The sequence below is a fragment of the Pseudoalteromonas sp. SM9913 genome (assembly GCF_000184065.1).
GTDB lineage: Bacteria > Pseudomonadota > Gammaproteobacteria > Enterobacterales > Alteromonadaceae > Pseudoalteromonas > Pseudoalteromonas tetraodonis.
This window is the reverse complement of record NC_014803.1, coordinates 2775680-2798021: the sequence shown is the minus strand read 5'-3', so window position 1 is coordinate 2798021 and position 22342 is coordinate 2775680. Positions and strand designations below refer to the sequence as shown.

General features: G+C 38.0%; 21 protein-coding genes and 1 pseudogene. 11 read left to right on the top strand and 11 right to left on the bottom strand.

The annotated features are described in order from the left end of the window. Window positions 1–51: 51 nt before the first annotated feature. The gene (locus tag PSM_RS12840; protein ID WP_016899211.1) at window positions 52–423 is read right to left on the bottom strand and encodes a hypothetical protein; all 372 of its coding nucleotides are present in this window, start codon (window positions 421–423) and stop codon (window positions 52–54) included. Between the two features lie 8 nt (window positions 424–431). Then, window positions 432–1331, bottom strand: coding sequence for a cation transporter (locus PSM_RS12835; protein ID WP_013465880.1), 900 nt, complete (start codon window positions 1329–1331; stop codon window positions 432–434). A 509-nt stretch (window positions 1332–1840) separates the two neighbouring features. Here PSM_RS12835 and PSM_RS18785 point away from each other — a divergent pair. From PSM_RS18785 to PSM_RS12790, 8 genes are all read left to right on the top strand, one after another. Next, on the top strand, window positions 1841–2086 hold the full coding sequence (locus tag PSM_RS18785; protein ID WP_016899212.1) for a helix-turn-helix domain-containing protein: 246 nt from the start codon (window positions 1841–1843) through the stop codon (window positions 2084–2086). An 18-nt stretch (window positions 2087–2104) separates the two neighbouring features. Next, window positions 2105–3367 carry a KAP family P-loop NTPase fold protein gene (locus tag PSM_RS12825; protein ID WP_236613518.1) on the top strand — a complete coding sequence of 421 codons (1263 nt, stop codon included), beginning with the start codon at window positions 2105–2107 and terminating at the stop codon, window positions 3365–3367. A 44-nt stretch (window positions 3368–3411) separates the two neighbouring features. Further along, window positions 3412–4592, top strand: a protein-coding gene (locus tag PSM_RS12815; protein WP_086008870.1) for an IS3 family transposase whose coding sequence is annotated in 2 segments (ribosomal slippage) — window positions 3412–3670 and window positions 3670–4592 — 1182 coding nt in all. Because the reading frame shifts where the segments join, the coding sequence is not laid out codon by codon here. Next, complete coding sequence (locus PSM_RS12810) at window positions 4589–5134, top strand: ATPase (protein WP_013465875.1); 546 nt, start codon at window positions 4589–4591, stop codon at window positions 5132–5134. Before PSM_RS12815 ends, PSM_RS12810 begins: the two co-directional genes overlap by 4 nt. Window position 5135: 1 nt before the next feature. Next, a complete protein-coding gene (locus PSM_RS12805) occupies window positions 5136–6023 on the top strand; it encodes a hypothetical protein (protein WP_008109702.1) in 888 nt (295 codons plus the stop codon). Next, window positions 6016–7350 (top strand): Qat anti-phage system QueC-like protein QatC, encoded by a 1335-nt coding sequence (qatC, locus tag PSM_RS12800; RefSeq protein ID WP_008109704.1) that lies wholly within the window; start codon window positions 6016–6018, stop codon window positions 7348–7350. The genes PSM_RS12805 and qatC overlap by 8 nt, the downstream gene beginning before the upstream one ends. Then, complete coding sequence (gene qatD / locus PSM_RS12795; protein WP_008109706.1) at window positions 7347–8078, top strand: Qat anti-phage system TatD family nuclease QatD; 732 nt, start codon at window positions 7347–7349, stop codon at window positions 8076–8078. The genes qatC and qatD overlap by 4 nt, the downstream gene beginning before the upstream one ends. Window positions 8079–8129: 51 nt before the next feature. Further along, complete coding sequence (locus PSM_RS12790) at window positions 8130–8669, top strand: manganese efflux pump MntP (protein ID WP_008109708.1); 540 nt, start codon at window positions 8130–8132, stop codon at window positions 8667–8669. A gap of 22 nt (window positions 8670–8691) precedes the next feature. On the opposite strand, the gene PSM_RS18780 is transcribed toward PSM_RS12790, so the two are convergent. The 8 genes from PSM_RS18780 to PSM_RS12755 form a co-directional block, all read right to left on the bottom strand. Then, window positions 8692–8910, bottom strand: coding sequence for a GDCCVxC domain-containing (seleno)protein (locus PSM_RS18780; RefSeq protein ID WP_008109710.1), 219 nt, complete (start codon window positions 8908–8910; stop codon window positions 8692–8694). Beyond that, window positions 8898–9287: an organomercurial transporter MerC gene (gene merC / locus PSM_RS12780; protein WP_008109712.1), complete on the bottom strand. Its 390-nt coding sequence runs from the start codon at window positions 9285–9287 to the stop codon at window positions 8898–8900. The genes PSM_RS18780 and merC overlap by 13 nt, the downstream gene beginning before the upstream one ends. A gap of 60 nt (window positions 9288–9347) precedes the next feature. Further along, entirely contained in the window at window positions 9348–9725 is a 378-nt protein-coding gene (locus tag PSM_RS12775; RefSeq protein WP_008464133.1) for a MerR family transcriptional regulator, read from the bottom strand. Between the two features lie 222 nt (window positions 9726–9947). Then, window positions 9948–10412 (bottom strand): hypothetical protein, encoded by a 465-nt coding sequence (locus tag PSM_RS12770; protein WP_008113385.1) that lies wholly within the window; start codon window positions 10410–10412, stop codon window positions 9948–9950. Further along, on the bottom strand, window positions 10409–10576 hold the full coding sequence (locus tag PSM_RS18775) for a hypothetical protein (RefSeq protein WP_013465874.1): 168 nt from the start codon (window positions 10574–10576) through the stop codon (window positions 10409–10411). The genes PSM_RS12770 and PSM_RS18775 overlap by 4 nt, the downstream gene beginning before the upstream one ends. A gap of 77 nt (window positions 10577–10653) precedes the next feature. Next, complete coding sequence (locus PSM_RS12765; protein WP_013465873.1) at window positions 10654–12492, bottom strand: hypothetical protein; 1839 nt, start codon at window positions 12490–12492, stop codon at window positions 10654–10656. Next, window positions 12489–15260, bottom strand: a complete 2772-nt coding sequence (locus PSM_RS12760; protein WP_013465872.1) for a hypothetical protein — start codon at window positions 15258–15260, stop codon at window positions 12489–12491. Before PSM_RS12760 ends, PSM_RS12765 begins: the two co-directional genes overlap by 4 nt. After that, window positions 15244–16734: a site-specific integrase gene (locus tag PSM_RS12755; RefSeq protein WP_008113382.1), complete on the bottom strand. Its 1491-nt coding sequence runs from the start codon at window positions 16732–16734 to the stop codon at window positions 15244–15246. Before PSM_RS12755 ends, PSM_RS12760 begins: the two co-directional genes overlap by 17 nt. A gap of 85 nt (window positions 16735–16819) precedes the next feature. Between PSM_RS12755 and PSM_RS12750 the strand changes: the two are divergent. From PSM_RS12750 to PSM_RS12740, 3 genes and pseudogenes are all read left to right on the top strand, one after another. After that, window positions 16820–17077: pseudogene (locus PSM_RS12750) on the top strand (PhoH family protein); the annotation flags it as partial. A gap of 66 nt (window positions 17078–17143) precedes the next feature. Next, window positions 17144–20914, top strand: a complete 3771-nt coding sequence (locus PSM_RS12745) for a PAS domain-containing hybrid sensor histidine kinase/response regulator (protein WP_013465871.1) — start codon at window positions 17144–17146, stop codon at window positions 20912–20914. Beyond that, window positions 20904–21803, top strand: coding sequence for a diguanylate cyclase (locus PSM_RS12740; protein WP_013465870.1), 900 nt, complete (start codon window positions 20904–20906; stop codon window positions 21801–21803). Before PSM_RS12745 ends, PSM_RS12740 begins: the two co-directional genes overlap by 11 nt. A 13-nt stretch (window positions 21804–21816) precedes the next feature. Here the strand turns inward: PSM_RS12740 and PSM_RS12735 are convergent, their stop codons facing one another. After that, window positions 21817–22197 carry a DUF3192 domain-containing protein gene (locus PSM_RS12735; RefSeq protein WP_013465869.1) on the bottom strand — a complete coding sequence of 127 codons (381 nt, stop codon included), beginning with the start codon at window positions 22195–22197 and terminating at the stop codon, window positions 21817–21819. Window positions 22198–22342: the final 145 nt, after the last annotated feature.

Below are 22342 nucleotides of genomic sequence, written 5' to 3'. Positions count from 1 at the left end.
TATGTTTTTTTCGGTCATTAACATTTGACCTTTCATAATTTTCTATAAAATTTAGGCGTATTTAGGTGGGCGGAATGGCACCGAGATATAGCCTTTTAGCTCAGGAGAAACTAAGGCGTAGGTAAGGAAATATTCTATTGCTTGGAAAATGTTACAGGAAGAATCAGCATTTAAAAATAAGTGACAACAGCAACAAAAATTACAATTATCAATTGAAGAGTTGCTATTATTCACCTCAAGCATATTGGAGTCTTCTGGAGCTTTTAGCGGGGTAATAGACTTAGTTAGTGATGAACTAAAAGAACTTTCACTTAAGTTTATTTCAAGCTCTTCTAGCGAAAAAAACACAGACTGCACCGCGATTAAAATCATTATCACGTATGATATATTTGATTTGATATACGATGAGTGCATTATTTTCATTTCTCTGCTTAATACTTTAGCTGTAAGATGCGGCGAGCACCGTTTAAAACGACAAGAGCAATTATCAAACCAATCACTAAATCTGGATAACGACTGCTTGTTGCTGTAACTAATAAGCCAGCTAAAATTACACCAACGTTTGCGATAACGTCATTTGCGGAAAAAATCCAACTCGCTTTCATATGAGCGCCGTCTTCTTTGTTGCCAAATATCAAAAACAGACAAGCAACGTTAGCGATTAGTGCTATTCCACCAAATATCATCATTAAAGAAGAGATCGGTTCACTACCGTAAACAAAGCGTCTTACGACTTCGCTCAAAGCACCTAGCGCTAGAATAACTTGAAGCACACCAGATATATGTGCTGCTCTAAGTTTCATGCTAATACTTTTACCTACGGCATAAATAGCTAAACCATACACAGCAGCATCAGCAAACATATCTAATGAGTCTGCAATTAGGCCAGCAGACTGTGCAATAATCCCAGCAATTACTTCTATAAAAAACATGACTCCATTAATGGCTAACAACCATTTTAGGGTTGATGCTTCTTTCATCTCATTTTTTTGGGCTAAGTCTTTTGCTTTTGCAGCTTCTGTACTGCAACTTTGTTTAGTTGACTCTAACTCTGCACCGAGTTTAAGTTGTTGTAACTTTTTTGTTATCTCATCTAAATTTTCATCATGAAAAACTTTGACTAAGCGATTAGGAATATCAAACTGCAATCCAACTGAAGGCTGAATTGAGTCAAGTGCTAATCTGATCAATCTCTCTTCTGAAGGACAGTCCATTTGAGGCACTTTATATGTACTGACAAACGCGCCACTATAGTTATCTAATTGTGTATCAATTTTTACGTCTTCGTTGGTAGGAGATGATTGACACTGACCACTACATTTTTCTGACATATTTAACATTCCGAAACAATATTAAAATAAGTATAAAATCTATAGTGGCTATAGAGTCAAATAAAAAGTTATTTAATTTGAAAAGATTGGGAAGTAACTCAAATAGCTATTCCAAGAAAATAATTGTTGGGGGGTAGTGACAGCAAACACTGCTAACATTATTTGGACTGCCCGTTTTATACCGATGTTTATCAAAGATAAAAAATAGAAGAGCTATCTAGATAGAATAAATTAACCGATGATCCTAATTCCACATTAAAGTCGCGTTGGTGTGTTACTAATTGTACAGAGGATCTAAAACAAGATTTAAATTTAAAAGTAAGAGCAACGACTATATTGTTGGAACACTTGTCATGAGATACGCTAAGCCTAATGTCCGGTTTCGTATCAAAGTGAATTTTAGCTGAAGTAATTTTGTACCATCGTTTACGACTGCTTCAGGCTCAAATCTGACGAAGATTTCCTAGTACTCACCCAATCTGGCTTGATGAGAAATAATCTCAAACATTATGCGTAGCCACATATTCGCTCAACTTGAGCGGGATCTTATAAAAGCCAGAACCACAGAAGGTCGTGAAGAGGCTAAAGCTAAAGGCAAACACATGGGCAGATTGCCTGCTTTATCAGACAAACAAGCGAAAGAATTATATAAAGATAAATTAAATGGTGAATCGATCTCTGCATTAGCGAAGAAATATTCTGTTAGCCGCCCCACGGTTCACCGAATTATTGAAAGAATGGAACAAAAGAAATAATAAATAAAAGGAGACGTTATGTGGTCTGATAAAGAATCAAAAATTGATTTCTTAAATTTTAATGAAACGGCTGAGTCAATAAAAGATCTTATAACAGAAAAGGAGTTAATGCCTATTAGTATAGGCGTTTTTGGTGATTGGGGCGCTGGAAAATCGACGATTCTTGAACTTACTAAGGCTTCTCTGGAAAGTGATGAACAAGAATATATCCAAGTACATTTCGATGCATGGACTTTCCAAGGGTATGATGACGCTAAAGCGGCGTTACTAGAAACAATTGCATCTACTTTAGTTAAAAAAGCAGCAGACGATAAAAATCTCAGTGCAAAAGCAAAAGAGTTTGCTGGACGAATAGATAAGATCAGACTGATGGGATTGCTAATGGATGGTGGTGCAGCATTAGCTGGTATACCAACTATGGGTGGTATACAGAAGATCATGGGACTATTCAGTGGTGGTGACGATGGTGAACTGGATGTTGATGATGTAAAAGGTGCTGTCGATGGCGCTAAGGATGTCGCGAAGAAAAACAAAGGTTTGATCAAAGATAATAAATCATTTTCACCTCCTAAAGAAATTAAAGAATTCCGAAAAGCATATTCTGATCTGTTAAAGGAGTTTGATAAGCCACTTATTGTCTATGTCGATAATTTAGATCGCTGCTCTCCATTTAATGCTATTTCGACCCTTGAGGCGATCAGGTTATTTCTATTTTTACCCAATACTGCATTTGTTATTGCCGCCGATGAGGACATGATCCGCTTGGCAGTGCCTGAGTATCACAAAGGTGCATCTCAACGACATCAAACTGATTATTTAGACAAGCTTATTCAAATTCCTGTGCATGTACCAAGACCCGGCGTTCTGGAGATAAGGGCATATTTAATGATGCTTACTGCTCAAGATCACGGCGTTACCGATGCGCAATTAGAAACGATAAGATGTGCCCTTGAAGAGTCATTAAGGCTGTCGTGGAAACAACCACAAATTACCGTTGACGAGCTACTTCAAGATCACGAGATTGAAAAGCATTCCGAACTCAGAAGTAAATTTGTGGTTGCTGAACAGTTAGCTCCACTATTAGCTGAATCCACAAACATTAACGGCAACCCTCGCATAGTTAAGCGATTACTCAATCAGGTTAAGATGAGAAAGAAAACCGCTCATCGCAGAGGAATGCAGCTTGATGAAAAAACTATCACTAAGCTGGTAATTTTTGAGAGGTGCTTAGGCACTCAGGCTACCAACTGTAGTGGCATAGTTAATTTGGTCACCCATTAAGAAAGAAATGTTATGCTAATAAGCATACAAATTTGGGTGAAAAAATGACGAAATTAAAACGCGCAACATACTCTGCGGCAATCAAATTAGAAACGGCTCAGCTTGTGGTGGACCAAGGTTATACACAAGAAGATGCAGCCAAGGCTATGGGGGTGGGTAAATCAACCGTCAGTAAATGGGTTACCCAATTAAAGCAAGAGCGTAATGGTCAGTCACCATCTGCTTCGCCAATGACGCCCGAACAAATTGAAATCCGCGAACTTAAAAAGCAAATCCAACGCATTGAATTAGAAAAGGATATATTAAAAAAGGCTACCGCTCTCTTGATGTCCGACTCCCTGAACAATTCTCGTTAATTGAGAAACTAAACCAACGAGAGCGTTACCCAATTAGCGTGCTGTGTAACGTATTCAATGTGCATCGGAGCAGCTATAAATATTGGGCTATACGGGATACAACGCCGACGCCAGAGCAAGTAAGGCTAGAGGCTGAAGTTAAAGCAATACATGCAATGAGCGGCGGCTCAGCTGGGGCGCGGACAATCGCGGCAATAGCAACGAACAATGGTTTTGAATTGAGTCGTTATCGTGCTGCTAAGCTAATGGTTAAATTAAAGCTTGAAAGCTGCCAAGTACCTCAACATTCATATAAACGTGGTGGTAATGAACACCTTGAAATTCCAAACCTGCTTGATAGACAATTTGATGTTGTTGAGCCAGATACCGTGTGGTGCGGTGATGTGACGTATATTTGGGTAGGTAATCGCTGGGCTTATTTAGCCGTTGTTATTGATTTATTTGCACGTAAAGTAGTTGGCTGGGCCATGTCGTTGTCGCCAGATACTAATTTAACGCTAAAAGCACTTGAACTCGCGTATGAAAGCAGAGGAAAACCGACAGGACTGATGTTTCATTCAGATCAGGGTAGTCATTATACAAGTTTAAAATATCGTCAACGTTTATGGCGCTATAAAATCAAACAAAGTATGAGTAGGCGCGGAAATTGTTGGGATAATGCGCCAATGGAACGATTTTTTAGAAGCTTTAAGACGGAATGGATGCCAAAAGTTGGATATGAAAACTTTAGAGACGCTAAATATAGTGTGAGTGATTATATCAACGGATATTACAATAATGTTAGACCACATCATTATAATGCTGGTTTAGCGCCGAATGAATCTGAGATTAGATATCAAGATTCTAAAACTGTGGCCAAAATTAGTTGACCACTACAAACAAGCTTTATGAATTAATTGATAAGGAAAACGGATATCCAAAAGTATTAGCGGATCTTGAAAATTCAGAAGTCGAATTTGACGAAATTAATTTACCTGAAGAGTGGAAACTCGACCTAGCTTTTATTGATAAATGGTCGAAATTACCTCCCATGTTCACTGAAATGGATTTGACACCAGCGGCATATCTGAGCAGAGAAAGCATTCCAATGGGGGCTGTTAATTCGGTAATGTCTGGAGCCGCTCAAAAACTCGTAGAAGAATTAATGAAGCAAAAGGTAAGGGTCAGTGGCGTTAACTCTACTGCGATTACCACAACTCCGAAGGAAGAATACATGTCAGTCATGGATGGTTTGATTGAAAACTTTAAGTTGATTGGTGATTGGACCGAAAGACCAACAGGCATTTATGGGGCTGTGTTACTTGCCAAGCAGGATGATAAATGTAGCTTAAGTCTTCTTACATTTTTAAAAAGCTTACCCCGCCAAAGATGGCTTAATCCAATTTTAAAAGAACTAGAGGGAACTAAGTAATATGGGTACGTCCGCATCGTCAACAGGACCAAATAATAAGAGTCCACTTATTCCATCTTGGGCAGAGCAAGGAGATCCTGTCACAATAGAACCTGCATCAGGTACTGATGGGGATGAGCAAGCTGGCTCTGATAATAATCAAGCTGATGATCAGAATGACAATAGCAATGATATTGACAATGACAAGGTTCAACAAGAAATCGGTGGTTCACCTACAGCAACACCGCCTCCAAATAGGTTTGCCAGTGCCAGAAGAGCATTTGGTAAATATGCGCAAACAGGTGGCTCAACCTCAGATCTAAGGCGTTCATTAAAAAGTTACTCTAGAAAAGGCTCTGGCGGAGGTAAAAGCACAAGCAGGAGACTATCAAGCGGCATAACTGCTGGTTCTGGATTGCTTGGTGTCATGCGTGGCGACACCGTAACGGTTAATAATCAAAGCTTATCATTAGGTGATCTAACTGGGCTATCGACTGATCAAGCAATCGACAAAATTGCTAGCCATTTAGCGCCTGATAATGCCGATTCGGATGCTGTAAGAGTTGCGTTGGATTACGCACTAGAAGAAGCACTCCCCGATACAGAAGAATTTGACCCAAACAGTTTTACTGACGAAGTTATCCAAGAAGCCATAGGCTGTTATTTAACAGACCTTATTTTTCAGGATGTGGTTGAAGGCATGGGCAGAGCTTGGTTTCATGTTGAGCCAGCAAGCAAGCATCATCAAATGGAAGTTGAATTAAGGGAACTAATAAAAGTGATTACACAAGAGCAGTTAGACAAAGTAACTAATGGCAACCCCAGTACTATTAGCAAAGAAAATATTACTAAAATTCAAGCCGATGCTATTGCTATGACGGTTGATGAATGGGAGAGCTTTAATGACTAATTTTTACTTTAACCATGACCCTGCTAACTTGCCTGACTTTTCTGATGATTGTCATCCTGTCCAAATGTTTCATACGCATCAAAATGACATCACTAAGCACAGCTTGGTGTCAAAACAACTACTACAAACAGTTCGTGATTTAGGATTGAATGTAGATGCTGATTCAATAGATCTGATAACAATTGCTACCGCCGTTACCGCTGCTGATACATTTGAATTAAGGGATAATGCAGAAAATGCATGGGCTAGAAAAATGCATTTGCATGTTCCTGTAACTGATGAGGATATGTGGAATTTTGTAGAACCTGAACTGAGTTCTTTGCTCAACTTTCTTACAGGCGATCAATGGCTGTTTACTTTTGAAAAAACAACTATGCCGATGCCGACTCCTAAAACAAGTGAGCAAGCGAAAGCAAAAGCAAAATCATTAATTGGACTCAACTCTGTTTGCCTTTTTTCTGGTGGTCTTGATAGCGCAGTTGGTGCAATTGATATTTTGAACGGAGAATCAGATTTAAAGCCTCTCTTGGTTAGTCACGCTTATCGTGGTGATGGCGCTAAGCAAGAAGACATTAAGCAATTATTATCCCCGCCATTCGGCGAATTGTCCTATTCAATGTCTCCCCATATTATTAAGCACTTAGAAGGTAAAACTGACATTAGTATGAGGGGAAGAAGCTTTAACTTCCTAGCTATGGCGGTACTTGGTATATCAGCCTTAAGAAATGCTAATTGCGATAGCAGTATTGAAACTATTGTCGTCCCAGAGAATGGCTATATTTCTATAAATCCGCCGCTTACCAGAAGACGGATTGGTAGCCATAGCACTAGAACTACTCATCCTAATTTTCTAAGCAGGCTTGAATCTTTGCTTAGAGACACTGGGTTTCATGTCAAATTTGTAAACCCCTATCAATTCAAAACTAAAGGTGAAATGTTAGCGGAATGTGTTGATCAAGACGCAATTAGAAAAGCAGTTCCCCTAAGTGTTTCATGCAGTCATTGGCACAGAGAACATAAACAGTGTGGGCATTGTGTACCTTGCCTTATTCGAAGAGCGTCAGTTTTTCATGCTGGTTTTACACAAGATGCGCCATACAAGACAAAGCGGTTGAGAGATCTTATCAAAGAAAAAGATACTCGCGATGATCTCCAAGCGGTTCAAACTGCCATTATTAGATTGAAACAATCCGATAACTATCGTTCTTGGCTTCGAAGTTCAGGGCCAATACCACAAGAAAAAGATATACGAGAAAAATTAGAATCAACTATTAAGCGAGGATTGGCAGAGGTTGAATTATTTCTCCAAGCGGATAAATCGTCATGATGGATCTTCATTGCCACGTTGATTTATATCCAGATCATCAAGAGGTATTGAACGACATAAAAAGCAGTAATTATTACGTGCTATCAGTAACTACGGTGCCTTCAGCTTTTGAAGGTACTGTCCAGTTAACAAGTGGCATAAAACACTGTAAGACGGCCTTGGGGCTTCACCCTCAACTTGCTCATCTAAGAAAAAATGAATTAGCACTATTCGATAAGCTAGTTGATAGAACTAGATATATTGGAGAAATTGGACTGGATGGCTCAAAAGGTTACGCTGATTACTTTGATGATCAATTAGAGGTTTTCACGCATATTCTAAAAAAATGTGAAGGCTTTGATGACAAAATACTAACTATCCATAGTCTTAACGCGACTGGTGAAGTTCTTGAACAACTTAAGTTACATCCCAATGCTGGTACTTCTATTCTTCATTGGTTTTTAGGTACTAAGAAGCAAGTTCTAGAAGCCGTCGAGCTAGGCTGTTTCTTCTCTATTGGGCCAGCCATGCTAACTTCAGCCAGAGCTAAAAAAGTAATATCGTGGATACCTCAAGATAGAGTTCTACTCGAAACTGATGGACCTTTCGCCAAAGTGGCGGGGAATATTCTGTTTCCTTCAAGTGTTGGCACTGTTACTGAATATCTGGCTGAAATTTGGTGTAAAAATAAGGCTTTGATAATAGAAAAATTGTCAGTAAATCTTAGGTGTTTAACATCAGTCAAGTAACTAATTATACGTCACGTAATCTTATAACAATTTTATTCAGGTTTAATCGGTTTGTTTGAAGTATTTGTATTAGCTATAGCACTCAGTATGGACGCGTTTGCAGTATCCATAGGCTTAGGTTCTAAAAAAGTAGTAAATGCTGAAAAGCTCTTTATTAAAGCCGCTGCTTATTTTGGTTTTTTCCAAGGCTTTATGCCTCTTTTAGGCTATTACAGCGGTAAAGGTTTATCATCTTGGATTGAAGATTATGCACCTTGGATAGCTTTTATTTTGCTAGTATTTATCGGTGGCAAAATGATTTATGAGTCCCAATCTGAAGGAATTGAAGAAGATATTGCTAATGTTACTCATCGTGTGCTATTTGTTCTTGCTATTGCCACCAGTATTGATGCAATGGCGGCAGGTTATGCAATCACATTGCTTGAGGTAGATATAGCCGTAGCTTGCTTGATAATAGGCGTCACGACGTTTGCCTTTAGCTGGATTGGTGTGAATATCGGCGAAAGAAGTGGCGTATGGCTGGAATCTAAAGCTGAACTATTTGGTGGTTTAGTGTTAATCGCAATCGCATTTAAGATATTACTTGGTTGACACAGAACCACCGAATACTAGGCTACTTACCTGAGCAACATGCATTGCCTTCTTGAATAGGAGGACACTTAACTGTTCCATAAGAGCAATAAACGCAACAATCACCTTTTAACGGTTTAAGTAGTGCTTTACAGCTTTCGCATTCGTAATACCATTGGCAAGCGTTTGTAGGCATGGTTTCAACTTTGCTAAATCCACATTCAGGGCAAGTGATTTTAGATTCTAGTTCTATACCTTGCATACTGGTTCCTTAATGGGCTTAACAATATCTAAAATAGACATTACGACCATCCAAATGATCCCAAAGTAAAATAAGTAAGTGCTCCAGTCGTATTGCCATAAAGGATAAAGGGTCAGCAATACTGCAATTGGGCCAATGACACTTAAAACGCCTCTCAATGAATCTCGATGTTGATACCAATTATAGAAATTAACTAACAACGCTAGTGAAGCAAATAATGGCAATAAGGTGTTCACCGCTATCCCTTCAAAATGTGAAAGAAAACCTAACCCAAGAGCAGATGCCAATGAGCCGAGTGCAGGAAAACATGCTGTGCAGCTAAGGGCGGCTAGCCAAACGCCACCAGAACCTACTTTATCTAGAATTTTATTGATCATAACTATCTACCTCAATTTTTAAGGTAGTATAAACTCCGTACATAAGTACGGGGTCAATAGCTATTTAAGTGAATTTATTACCGGGCAGGATTGAGGGTCTTGATTGGCCTTGCAAGAATCTGTCATATCTTGAATTACTTTCTCTAATCGCTGTAAATCAGCAATTTTATTACGAATGAGATTAAGTTTTTGCAACCCCATCGACTCAATATCAGCGCAACTGTCACTTAGTGACATAAGCGATTCAATTTCTTTCAGCGTAAACCCTAATGCTTTAGCTTTCAGAATAAATTTGAGTTGACTGGTAAGGGCATCGCCATACATTCTGTAACCAGACTCTGGTTTTAAAGGTTGCTCTATCAGACCTTGGCGCTCATAGAAACGGATTGTTTCAACATTGATATCTAAATCTTTTGCCAGTTTTCCAATGGTTCTCATAAACATACTCTTTAGAAGCAGAAATATCATTATACAATTAATGCGGATTGCCTAAACTCAATTTTATTGCATGAACGGGGTCGCTAAGCGTCCTCTTTGTAGAATTAAGTTCACATATCCAGATCACTCTGACCGTCTCTTGTTCGCTCTTGCTGCCTGTCAGGTGAAGTCTAAGCCTAATCAACAAAACTGTAAGTTGAGATATGAGCTACTACATCTAATCTATTGTTTCGTTGAAACTAATTCAATAATTTCACCAGTAGACGTATCCACTCTTATTTCTGTATGTTGCCCTGAATGCTGAAGTTGATTTTGTAAATCGGCATTAATCAGTTTGAGCTTATCTATTTCTGCGTACATTTCACTCAACAACACTAATAACTTTGTATCTTTATTATCGATTTCCTTAGTGCCGATATTATTTTTTTGCTTTTCTTTAGCAAGCTTGCTTTTTAGTTCGGCTACCTTTGTTCTGAGTTGTTTTATTAAATTATCTTTATTTTTTTCTTCCCAAGTTAATTGAGCTTTTTCAATACTTTCTCGTAACTTTACCCATTTTTCTTCTTCTTTAGATAGATTCGCAATATTTCTTTTAGCTCTCGTTGCTACTGCATTTTTGGTTATCTTGCTGCCATCAGATTTCATCTCTTCAAAAGCACGTTTTATATCATCATATGCGCTACTCATGCTTGTTCTCCTTGGTTTGTATGCGCTTTGCCTTCATCTAATACATAGTCAGCTGCTGCTATATTATTTTTCCAGTGAATAGCAAATAGCTCGTAATCTTCTTGCTCTTCTGTGGTTGATGCTGCATATGCCTCTAGTTTCTGGGTCGCATCTTTTTTTATCACTTGCCAATTGACCTTGTGGCGTTTGGTAATGATTTTACTACCACAATACACACAGCCACTAGGGATTCCTGCTCCTTTTATCTTGCAAGCTTCTCCCGCAGTGCAGTACCCCGTAGGCAAGCCACGTATGTTTTTAATATTTTTGACGAGAAATTTTTCAGTTCTTCAATTGAACTGAAATGGATCTGCTTAATCACAGTCGAATCTTTACTTTGACTATCAGTAATACCTATTATCAGATCTTTAGATGTTTTATTAATTTGCTCACCAGCACCACCTTTAAGTGATTGTGACTCGGCTTCATCTATTAACTCTTCTGCAACACGGTCAATTAAAATCTCATTAAACTCTTCAGTAGTTTTAATTAAAGTTGTTGAGGCCAAAAATGCTCTTCGAGTATAAACAAACGTCATTAGGCTGGTTAAATGTTTAAATTGATATCTAATATCATCAAGCTCACCTAATTTATTGGCAATGACAAAGTAGGCCAACGTATGTCGAAACATGTGAGCGGTTAATCTAAACGTATCGCCTTCTTCGTATGGGACACCTCTATTCTCTCCTCTAACTTCTTTGTAGTTAGATTCAAGGCGTTCAAGCTCTGCTATATCATCATCGTCTAGAGTTAAGTCAAAAAGCTCAATGTTTTCACTGTTTTTAACCTCAAATTTTGTGAATCGCCCAGCATCGCTAAAACTAACACTACAGCTACTATGTGAAACCCCGAAAAGACGGTTTCTTTCTAACCCTTCTTTCAAGTTGTGTGCTTGACTACTTGTTATATTGGCTCTGCATGAAGAAAGTACAGCTTTTGCCCTTTCTTGCATACCGAACACATATTTTTCGTAAATACCAACACACTCATGTACTTCAGCGTTTGAAAACCATTCCATCTCAACCTTACTGTTGTCGGTTTTGGTCATGATTGCCGTAATGTAATAAATATCATCTTTGTAATTGGCACAGCCAACCTTGCATGTAAGTACTTCGTTATATCTCATGCCTGTATAGGCCAAGATATTAATGTATGTGGCTAATTTTAAATCTTCTAATTCTTCGGATAATTGAATGAATTCCACTTCATCGGGTAAGTTTCTTACATGTTTTGCTATTAGCTCACCTGTACTAATTTTGGGCGGTGGTTCAACGGAGCCTTCATTTAAACTATCTATTAAGCGTGCATTTAATTCTAGCCATCGTTCTATCTTATCCTTAGAGTTTTCAACTATTTTTTCTGCAAACTTCAGAATTTTTTTCATTACTTTAGTAGGAATGACAGGGTGCGAATAAGTGACTGGTCTCGGATGGTGTAACTCGTTTAGTTGGTTAAGTACATCAATAAAAACACTACACACCTTAGGGCCAAAAAGACGAAAGCTGCGCTGCACGTCAAATAGTTTAGTAAATGAGTGTGATTGTCTGTAAATAGCTATTTTCCTGACTTCATATAAATAGTCTTTTATGAGATTCCTAATAACTAAGTCAGATTTGAACTCCAACTCATGAAATGAGTGATAACCTCTTTGTCTTAAGAAGGCTGCAAATAAATTTAGATACGTTACATCATTTTGAAGTGTAGAGATTTTTAGAGGTTTACCGCCTACAACATCACCATGTGTGAGTTTAATTAGTGAATAAATTCGAATTTGATATGCTAATTCATCAACACCTTTAAAATTCACATTTCTTTGCGTTTCTTCATAGCTTATCCAAGTGTCATCGCCAAAGTGAATAGTGCCATGTTTAGCAATATTCAATGCTCTGTTTTCCCACAAAGCAATCGAATTAAAAGCGCTAGTATCATCAACTTTAAAATCTTCTAACACCTGAACCAAAGGTTTTATAGTGATTTGACCTGTATGTGTTTTTACAACAGCGATATCAAGTAGTTTTGTTTTAGTTATCTCTTTGGTCATAGCAAACCTGTGTTTTTCCAATGAGGATGAATACCCTCTGTTCTCAATAGTTCTTTTCCATCAGTCACAGCTTGAGCATTAAGCTTGGCAATATCAGCTAATATTTCGTTAACCCTATTTTTCAACTGCTCTATGTTTTCCAGTTGCTCTGTTATAGAGTCAAATGTTGCGGCTGAGTTTTCCATATCAGCAACAACAAAATCCCGGTATGACAAAAGTTTCCAAACATGCAATGCGTCAGCAACACAGCGATAGAACGGACACCACAAGCATGCGTTAAAGTCGGCACATGCATGCTCGTTTGTATCTCGCTGGTCTAATAATTTCCTGTTTTGTGATTCGAATGCCACTACTGCGGATTTATCTTTTGAGTTAATGCATGTGCCATTCGGGACTTTTTTACCGTCTTCTGGTGGAGTCTGCAAAATGATTACTTTGTCGGTAACATCGCGAACAAAATAGTCTGCCATTGTTTTTGTCGCTCTGTTGATTGTCATTGCAACATCTTTGTTATCTTGCATTAAATAATGACGCAAGAACGTTTCATAAGAGTGCTTGCCAGCTTTTTGATACCACTTAAATTCTTTGGCAACTTTTCGGTAAATGTAGTTAAGCCCTGATTTTCTGATCTTTTGCGAATTAAATACGATATCACACCCAAGCTCAGTCAATATCCTATCTATAGTGGTCTTGAAACGTGATGCTGTTAATAATTGAATCTTTACTTCTCCAATACTATTTACTTTGGGAAAAACAAAAATTCTTTTTGATAGGTTCTCAATAGAAGGGCGGTAAATAGACGTAAGTTTAGTCGCAGCCTTAATATCAAATATTACTGGTTCGACAACGTCGCCGTATAAGACGCCTTCTTTTTCTAGATCTTCGGCTTTAATTTCAAATTTATGCCATTGTGTTTGATAATTAGCTCGGCGTTTAAATAAACGAAGAGCAGGAGTTTTACTTGAATGTAATGGCGTGTTAAAGAAAAATAAGTCGTCAGTATCAAGCTCTAGCGTAGGAGTTGAATTCCAACCAGTTTTCAATATGACTTTTGCTGCATAAAGTGTAACTTTGTCTTTAATTGTGAGTAAGGTCTCAGAAAGCCCTTTTTCTATGTAATATGCTAATTCTACTACTTCTCTATATGAGTAGAGCTTATCTTGATTCTGAGAGAGTTGCTCTTGATGTTGTGCAGTTAATTCGGTGTTGACCGGAAAGCTTTTAATAGTATCTAGACCATAAAACGATAGTAATTTGTCGATAGCGCTCTGATATTGATTACCAACAAAAACCGACAAATCGCCTTGTTTTGATTTTAGTTGAATTGCCTCTCTTATAGCCTTTAGTATCTCACAGTTATTTTCAACAAAAGCATGAACCCCATGATTGGCAATAAGCTTCATTTGTTCATCTGTTAATGATGATGCATTTTCTTTCAATGCTCTAGCCATACTACCTATGTAACCTTTGAGAGTGACGATGCCTATGCTCTCGCCATCAATTCGCTTTGTAAAAACTTTATGGTATTCGACTAGGTTTTGATAAAATTTATAGGCATTGTCATATACCCACTCATGCTTCTGCCATTCGGTAGTGTCACTTTCTTTAAGGTAATAGCCCAATGAGTAGGGTAATAAACTTTCCTTTGCGATTTTTTCACCCGTAACAAAGTGGTAAAGGTCCAATGCAGCGTTTAGTAGCAGTAAAAACTGCTGGTTATTTTGAGTTTCTTCTTGGTAATGCTTATAAAGGTATTTAAATCCCTGAAGGCCATTTTCTGCAAACCCTTGAATTCCACGCTCACTAAGCAGCTTAATTATTGGTGATGCTACGCTACCAGCACTATTCAACCACCTTGGAAATGATAAAGTTGAGGATCTAACTCTTGTTGTATTAGCTTCCGAAGCGCTTGCTATCTGATTTTTCAAAAAAGCATCAACTTCATTGCCAAATTTGGATGATATGCTTTGTGCATACCCTATCACTTCGGCTTCAGTTTTAAATTGATTGACTCTAGCTTTACCCCACACATCGGGTAGTATAAATTTTAAAAAAGTACGGAAGTTGTGATTGCATATAAATGATGAAACGAATTCCCTATCCTTTAATGTTGCCAATAATGGCAGTTTGACGCGTTCAGTATTCTTAAAAGTATCATGTAGACAAATATTTATAATAGCAGTCGCAGTTTTGAGGATGTTGTCTCTAATAGAAGAATCTTTGAGGCTTAATTCTGGAAGGACGAGATAGTCCAGATATTTTTTTAGTAATTTACGAGTCTCTTTTACTTGATGGAATTCAAGTTCGAATAATTTAGTTATGTCGATTGAAGTAGCCCCATTTACTAGCCTAAAAGGAGCGTTGATAGCGTTATCATAAAAATGAAACTTAGCTATGTTTTCTAAAGCTTCTTCTATACGAGTAGCATAACTAGGTAGCTTGACATCATTTATTTCATTAATGCAAAAGTATTCCAGTTCTTGCCAAATTTCAAAGTCTGATAGAGCATTTAATCCCGAAGTTTGAATTGATGTCGCAGTATCTGCACTAACCTTATTAAGGGCTAGAGGAAGAATGTGCTGTAAACTGACACAAGCATTCCGCAAGCGACTCATTGAAATAGCAGTGTCGTCACCTGTGCTAATATTGCTTTCTTTGTCATATGCCCTGTTAAATAAAACGTCTAACTGTTCGGCTAGAACAATTGAATGAGGTTTAAATCTAGCAGGAATACGATTGGACTTCCGCGTTTTAACTTGCTGTAGCATCTTCAGCCTCACGCATAAGCAATTCGTTAACATCACCGTAGATATCTTTTACCCACTCTGACATCGCTCCGTATGCATCCACTGATACACTTTTGGCAAAGTCGATGTAACGTTTGGTTGTTTTAAAGCTTTCGTGACTCATCAAAGTCATTAGTGTTTGTCGGATGGAACTTTCTGATTCACCTTTGTCAATTAGGTATTTAGCGACATAAGTAGCAAAGGTAGCGCGTAAGTCATGGAATGTGCGTAATAGTATTTCTAATCCCTGCTTCCTTTGTTCTTTTCTAACTATGGAAATAGTATTCCCCGGTGTATCTTCGCTTATCCGCGATCCTGAACTATTCATAAACAAAGGAAGCGGATGTTCGCTATTGTCCATACCATGATTAGTCTCATGTTTGGTACGTCGCTTCATATTTTGAATTGTCAAAGTGTGATTGTACAAAAGCTTCATTAGAACTCGCGCTATTGTTAATCTCACTGGCTTATGTCCTTTTCGTACAATGTTCAATTTTGGAATACGTTTCTCGTTTTCTTTTTCATCAGGGTTAAAGAGGTCTTTCTGGTCGATGGCCGAAATTTCAAAAGATCGAAGTCCACCTAACAAGGCACACTGCAAATAAAGTTTATAAGTCTCTTTTTGAGCTGTATTCGTCTCCAGTAACTGTTTAAGTTCTTTTGGAGAATATGGTTGTAGACCTTTGTCTGGTGAGTCTTCTTTTTGTTTCAATGTATTTGGAATGCTCAAATTACTGACCCATTTCCATAAGCCCCCAGAACGATTGTTGCTGGTAGGTAATTGAAACAACGAACTGACACCTGATTTAGCTTTCGATTTAATACGTACCTGTTTGTATTCAAGTGAGAAGGGGAGGCTATCTATAGCTCCGCGCTTATGGCTCCATATATAGAATGCTTTAACAGCTCTAATTCGTTCTTGAGCGCTGTTAAAGCTTATGCGTTTAGACTTATCTTTGGTTTCGACTCTTTCACATAAATGTTTGTGATATCTCCACACAGGTAACCTAGAAATATCATCATCTACAGATTGTTTTGAAAGTGGTGCAGCTATTACTTCAAAATAGGATGCATCATCTTTATCCAACCAATCTAAGAAAGCTTTTAAGTGCTTAGCTATACTGCGAACAGACTTAACATCTAATGGCTTTCCCGGTTGGCTGGCATGATAAGCGTCACTAAAAGCCTCATTGTCTATTTGATTCTTTTTGAGACTGAAATGACCTTCAAAGCGGTGCATTAAAAATAAGTTCATTTCTTGGCATTCGGTGAAGCGAGTCGGGTGATATAGCACTGGAAAATTAGGTTCTATTTTATCGTGCCTATATGAGTGAGTTCTGATGCCTTTTTCAGTCTTAATAGGTTGCCCTGATTTATCGAGGTGAAAAGACATTCCTTTTCCAAAGTTGACTGATGTTTTAATTATTTTAGTTTTTGTTGTATTTCGAAGTATCATTTTCGTTCACCTTTGATTCTTAGCTAGAGTATGTGTGTAAAAACTTTTTTGTTCAAGTTTATTGAGGGTATGATAGTATTATATCAATTCGGGGGTGATTTTAGATGAAAGCCAAAACTTAACGGCTTCTCAGCTAAAAACTATTATTACCCGTTGCGGAGAAGGAACAAAACTAATTTGTACTGGGAATTTAGCTCAAATAGACAGTAATTATTTAACGGCGGTTACTTCGGGGCTTACCTATATTGTAGAGCGGTTTAAACATTTTGAAGGTGGTGCTACCGTAAATCTTAATGGGGTAGTACGCAGTCGACTGGCTTCGTTCGCCGAGGAAAATTTATAACTTGCGCTTAACATCTTGGCTCTATAGTCTACAGTTTGATTTTTGAGCTAATAATTAGGTAGGTCGTTGAATTTTTTACCGCTAAAACATTATCATCGCTCTGTTTTTGTGGCGTTAGCAATCCCTTTATTGGTGGCCTCTTTTTTGTGTTTGCATTTTTATGATATAAAAATGGACCGTGCAATTACAAAAAAGACCACCGATTTCAGTGCGTTATCGGCGCAGCTTGATCATGATATGCAAGCCATCGACGATTTACTTAATGCGATGTTTATTATGTATGACAAACACGCCCCACAACCAGCGAATCAGGCCTTCACAAAAAACATTAATCAATACGAGCATTATTATTATAGCCAGATAGCACATTTTAATGGCGAAATAGTAGGAAAAGGCCAATTCAGCTATTCCGAACAGGCATTATCACGCTGGCAAAAAGTCATGTCGCTGGCTCCGTCTTTCAATACTGCTTTAGCGCTGCTTTCGTCGCTGCATTCTGTAGCCTATGTTGATGAGCGCGGCTTTGCTTATTTAGCTCGACGTAACAATACACAAAGTTATATTTTAACGCAGGTACTTAATGGCGACTTTAAACCCTTACCTTCAGCGAACACACTCACTTCAAGTGCCGTTATTAAAGTAGACAATAACGCATATTTTGCAGTTGGCCGACAGCGAGAGCTTAACTCCTCAGATTATATTGTTTTAATATATGACTTACAGGCTATTTCTAGTTGGTTGAAAAAAATAACCTCAAAGCAAGGCGAGTATGTTTTTATCAACCAAGAGAATGAAATTATTGCCAGTTCACAGCAGCCAATTAATCAAGCCATAAAGTTATCGACCTATTGGCCTAATATTAATAGCCCCTCACAAAAGAGTAATGCGCGAGCAGACTCATTATTTTTAATTCAGCCTTCAAAAAATAACCCTATTCATCTGGCGTTTCTTGCTGACAAGCACACTCTCTCAAGCGGTATTGTGTATGAAGTATTGATAGAGTTTATTTCGTTAGCCTTATTTTTATGTTTGATGTTTTACATCTTTTTTTGGTTAAGCAAACGTATATTTATCAAACCTATGACCGAGTTGATGCGTTATTTAGAGCATCATAACGATGACAATAGCGGGTATTTAAATTACCAAATACCGTTAAACTGGCAACCTTGGTTTGCTCGGGTAAAAGCTATTTTTGCGAAAAATGAGCATTTAGTTATTTCTTTGCAAAATGCTAATCAAAAGTTAGATGATCAAGTACAGCAACAATCGCAAAAGCTAAAACATAGCGACCAAGCAAAAGAGCGTCATTTAGCGTTATTAAACACAGTACTTAATAGCGTGCCTGATTTTATTTATTTTAAAAATACAGAAGGCATTTTTTTAGGCTGTAATAAAGCGTTTGAGTTGTTTATTGGAAAAACTCAAGGTGAACTCCTTGGGCAGCAAATACACAACATAAGTAACGAGTATGAACAAATTAGTTTGCTGGAATATCAAGTATTACAGCATAAAATGCAAATTCAGCAGCGCATAGATGTTGCTGAGCGAACTTATCAGTTAACCATTGCTCCCTTTTACAATGAACAGCAGCAATTATTAGGAACTATGGGGGTTGGCCGTGATATTACAGAACAACAACATACTTTGTATGCATTAAAAGAGTCTGAATCTATATTTAGAAGCGCAATTGAATTTGCCGCAAATGGGGTGTTTTTACTCTCGCTTGAGTACGCTATTTTACAGATAAACAAAGCCGCACGAAAATTATTTTCCAAGCATGATAAATTAACCGATACCCCTTTTTATGCGCTTTTTAATAATACGCAATGGCAGGAGCTTGAAGCATTACTACAGCAATTATTAAATAATAAGAAAAGGGTGTTTCACTTAACCTTGGCTCATACCCAATTAAATGCCTGGTTACAGTTGAGTATGTCGTTAATTTGGAATGAAAATAGTCAGCCGCTTTATTATGTTATTCATATTCAAGATGTTACAGAACTTACCAAAGCCAAAGATGATGCAGAGCGTGCCACGTTAGCTAAAAGCCGTTTTATTGCTAATTTAAGCCACGAAATACGCACCCCCCTCAATGCCGTGTTGGGATTATTGGATATGCTCGCAGAGCACGGGTTAACACAGCGGCAAATTCAACAAACTAGCCAAGCAAAATATGCGGCCAATAATTTGTTGCAGATGCTAAATAGTATGCTTGATTTTGCCCGTGTTGAAAGTAAAGAAGCAACGCTGCAATTAGCGCCATTGTGCTTAGTTGATTTGATTGATACCTGCGAAAGTTTAATTTTACCTTTATGCCAAGCAAAACAGATACAGCTAAAAATCGACATAGACTCGCAAATTTCTCCATTTTTAGTCGGTGATACAATTCGTTTGCAACAAGTATTAGGTAACTTACTTACCAATGCCGTTAAGTTTACCAATAAAGGCAGTGTGACATTAAAAATGACATTACAGCCGAGTCAGAGCCATATAGAGCAGCGTATTTGTTTTCAGGTTATTGATACGGGAGTGGGGATTGCTCAAGCGGATCAACGCCGTTTATTTGATGCCTTCACGCAAGGTGATGAATCATCTACTCGCTTGCATCAAGGGGTTGGCTTAGGGCTGGCAATTGTAAAGCATAGTGTGGCATTAATGGGAGGTGAAATTGCACTCAGTAGTGATAAAGGCCATGGCTGTCATTTTTACTTCACGCTTGATTTAGCGACAGATACCGAGAAATCAGCAAGCTTTACAGATAGACTATTACTGATCACCAGCGCGAAGAGTCAGTTGCTTAATCAGGTTATTACCGCGCATCCTTTTTTCAATAATCAAGCTCTTGAAATAGTCGTAACTGATCCAGATTGTTTGCAACAAGCGCATAGCATTATAATCGATGCTGATGACGTACCTGCCTTTCTCACCTCAGCAATAAAAGCAGTATTACACACTCGTACTACTTCACTCATCGTTATAGAGCACTCGCAACCGAATCAGCTTTCAATAAATGACTCTTTTATTAGCCAGTATTTACCGCGCAGTGCATTGGCGCAGCGGTTACTTAGTTTAACCCCTGAAAAGTTAAAGAAAGTAACTCAATATAAAGCGGATAAACCACAAGAAGAAATAGCGGGAACCTTAGTATTAGCCATAGATGATAACCCGCTCAATCTCGACATTATTAGCAGTATATTGTGTAAAGCCGAAGTGAATGTTGTGACTGCTAGTGATGCTAAACAGGGGGTTGAATGGGTGAATATATTGCGCCCCGATTTAGTTTTAATGGATATTCAAATGCCGAGTATTGATGGCTATCAAGCAACCCAAATAATACGCCAACAGTTTGACGCCCAGCAATTGCCTATTTTTGCATTAACTGCACATTGTGAGCCTGCCGACATTGCACGTTCATTGAATAGTGGTATGAATAAACATTTAACTAAGCCTGTGGTTGCGCCTATTTTATTTGCATCGATAGCTGATTTAGGCATATCTAAGCCTTGCTTTTTTGATAAAACCTTCGCTTTGACACAGTTCAATGATGATGAGAAGCTATTGCAAAGCATGCTTACTAAGTTAGCGGTGTTAAGTGACTCATATTCAGCTGATCTTCAAAAAGACATACCTACTATTGAAATGGTACGCTTAGTGCATAGTCTAAAAGGGATAGCAGGAAACTTAGGGTTTAACCGATTATTATTATGTGCTCAACATACTGAGCAATTATTAAAAGTGGGCGACAAGAGCGCCAATGCTGCAATTAAAGAGCTGATAATACAGTTAAAACAAGTTCATATTTATATAAAAATTTTAGATGTAAGCAATGATAAATAAAGCAAAAATATTAATTGTAGATGACGATGCGCTTAACCGAATCATTTTAGAAAAAACCTTAAGCGATGAGCATGATGTTTACTTAGTGACAAGCGGCGAAGACGCGCTGGCGTTTGTTAAACACACACAAGTAGACTTAATCATTTTAGATATCATGATGCCTGGTATGAATGGTTATGAAGTACTCGTACAGCTAAAAGAGAACAGTATAAGTCAGGCTATTCCTATTATTTTTATCTCTGCAAACAACCGTCATGAAGATGAGGCAAAGGGGCTAGAGCTCGGCGCAATGGATTATATTGGTAAGCCATTTAGTGCCGCTATTGTGAAAGTTAGAGTGCGGAACCAGTTATTAATTAAGCAAAAAAATGATTTGCTAGAAATGCTTGCCTCTATTGATGGCTTAACAGAAATACCCAATAGACGTTATTTAGATGAGAACTTAGAAAGAGAGTGGCGTAGAAGTAAGCGTAACTACTCTCCTTTGTGCGTTTTACTCATAGATATTGATCATTTTAAACGTTATAACGACTGCTATGGCCACCGAGCTGGAGACGAATGTTTAAAAACAGTGGCAAAAACGTTAGCCGCGCAATGTGAGCGTGGCAGTGATTTTGTTGCGCGTTACGGCGGTGAAGAATTTGTGGCCGTATTACCAGAAACCAATCAGCAAGGTGCAATCGCTTTTGCCAACAAGTTACGTAACGCCGTTAATGATTTGAATATTGAACATAATGCGTCTTTAAACGCTACACACGTCACCATTAGCATCGGTATTGCTTCTAGTGAGAGTAGCCAAGCTTACACTGAAAAAGCATTGTTAGAAGAAGCTGATTCCGGTTTGTATAATGCGAAAAAGTTAGGGCGCAATCAAATTAGCGCCCAATAAATGCTGTAGTTACTTAGTTTGTCAGCATTTGCAGTGCTGAGGCACCAATACCAACTAATTTATCATTTTTAAATACCAACGGTGTGCATTCATCTTTAGTCATTTTACCATCTGAATGGATGCTGTGCGTTGCATAAAATAAGACTTGGTAAACATCCTCTTCTTTTTTGAGTAATTCGGTGAAGTCAGGTGTTTTTAGGGTTTTTAATACCGACTGATAAGAGCTATCCATTGCCAAGCCTGAAATAATTTCACGATTATTCTTATGTGTTGCTTGCCAGCTAGAAGAACTATTACCAGCCCAATGACCTTCCGCTTCGCCATCGGATACAGCAATAACACAGCCAGTTAAAAAAGGAGCGGTGAGGGCGGCGATTAAAAGTGTTTTTTTCATTTTTTATTATCCTAGATGATTAATTACAGACTTTAGAGCAAAGACTAGGCCAGTTTTTTAGTCCTTAAAAATCAATTGCTTATTTTTAAAGTGATTTTTGAGTTAGTGGCTTTTTTAAGAAATAAAATTAAAAAGCCACTTTTTA

Excerpts from the sequence above, each read along its gene's own strand:
- PSM_RS12840 (WP_016899211.1), bottom strand. The coding sequence starts at position 423 with ATGAAAATAATGCACTCATCGTATATCAAATCAAATATATCATACGTG.
- PSM_RS12835 (WP_013465880.1), bottom strand. The coding sequence starts at position 1,331 with ATGTCAGAAAAATGTAGTGGTCAGTGTCAATCATCTCCTACCAACGAA.
- PSM_RS18785 (WP_016899212.1), top strand. The coding sequence starts at position 1,841 with ATGCGTAGCCACATATTCGCTCAACTTGAGCGGGATCTTATAAAAGCC.
- PSM_RS12825 (WP_236613518.1), top strand. The coding sequence starts at position 2,105 with ATGTGGTCTGATAAAGAATCAAAAATTGATTTCTTAAATTTTAATGAA.
- PSM_RS12805 (WP_008109702.1), top strand. The coding sequence starts at position 5,136 with ATGGGTACGTCCGCATCGTCAACAGGACCAAATAATAAGAGTCCACTT.
- qatC (WP_008109704.1), top strand. The coding sequence starts at position 6,016 with ATGACTAATTTTTACTTTAACCATGACCCTGCTAACTTGCCTGACTTT.
- qatD (WP_008109706.1), top strand. The coding sequence starts at position 7,347 with ATGATGGATCTTCATTGCCACGTTGATTTATATCCAGATCATCAAGAG.
- PSM_RS18780 (WP_008109710.1), bottom strand. The coding sequence starts at position 8,910 with ATGCAAGGTATAGAACTAGAATCTAAAATCACTTGCCCTGAATGTGGA.
- merC (WP_008109712.1), bottom strand. The coding sequence starts at position 9,287 with ATGATCAATAAAATTCTAGATAAAGTAGGTTCTGGTGGCGTTTGGCTA.
- PSM_RS12775 (WP_008464133.1), bottom strand. The coding sequence starts at position 9,725 with ATGAGAACCATTGGAAAACTGGCAAAAGATTTAGATATCAATGTTGAA.
- PSM_RS12770 (WP_008113385.1), bottom strand. The coding sequence starts at position 10,412 with ATGAGTAGCGCATATGATGATATAAAACGTGCTTTTGAAGAGATGAAA.
- PSM_RS12765 (WP_013465873.1), bottom strand. The coding sequence starts at position 12,492 with ATGACCAAAGAGATAACTAAAACAAAACTACTTGATATCGCTGTTGTA.
- PSM_RS12760 (WP_013465872.1), bottom strand. The coding sequence starts at position 15,260 with ATGCTACAGCAAGTTAAAACGCGGAAGTCCAATCGTATTCCTGCTAGA.
- PSM_RS12755 (WP_008113382.1), bottom strand. The coding sequence starts at position 16,734 with ATGATACTTCGAAATACAACAAAAACTAAAATAATTAAAACATCAGTC.
- PSM_RS12740 (WP_013465870.1), top strand. The coding sequence starts at position 20,904 with ATGATAAATAAAGCAAAAATATTAATTGTAGATGACGATGCGCTTAAC.
- PSM_RS12735 (WP_013465869.1), bottom strand. The coding sequence starts at position 22,197 with ATGAAAAAAACACTTTTAATCGCCGCCCTCACCGCTCCTTTTTTAACT.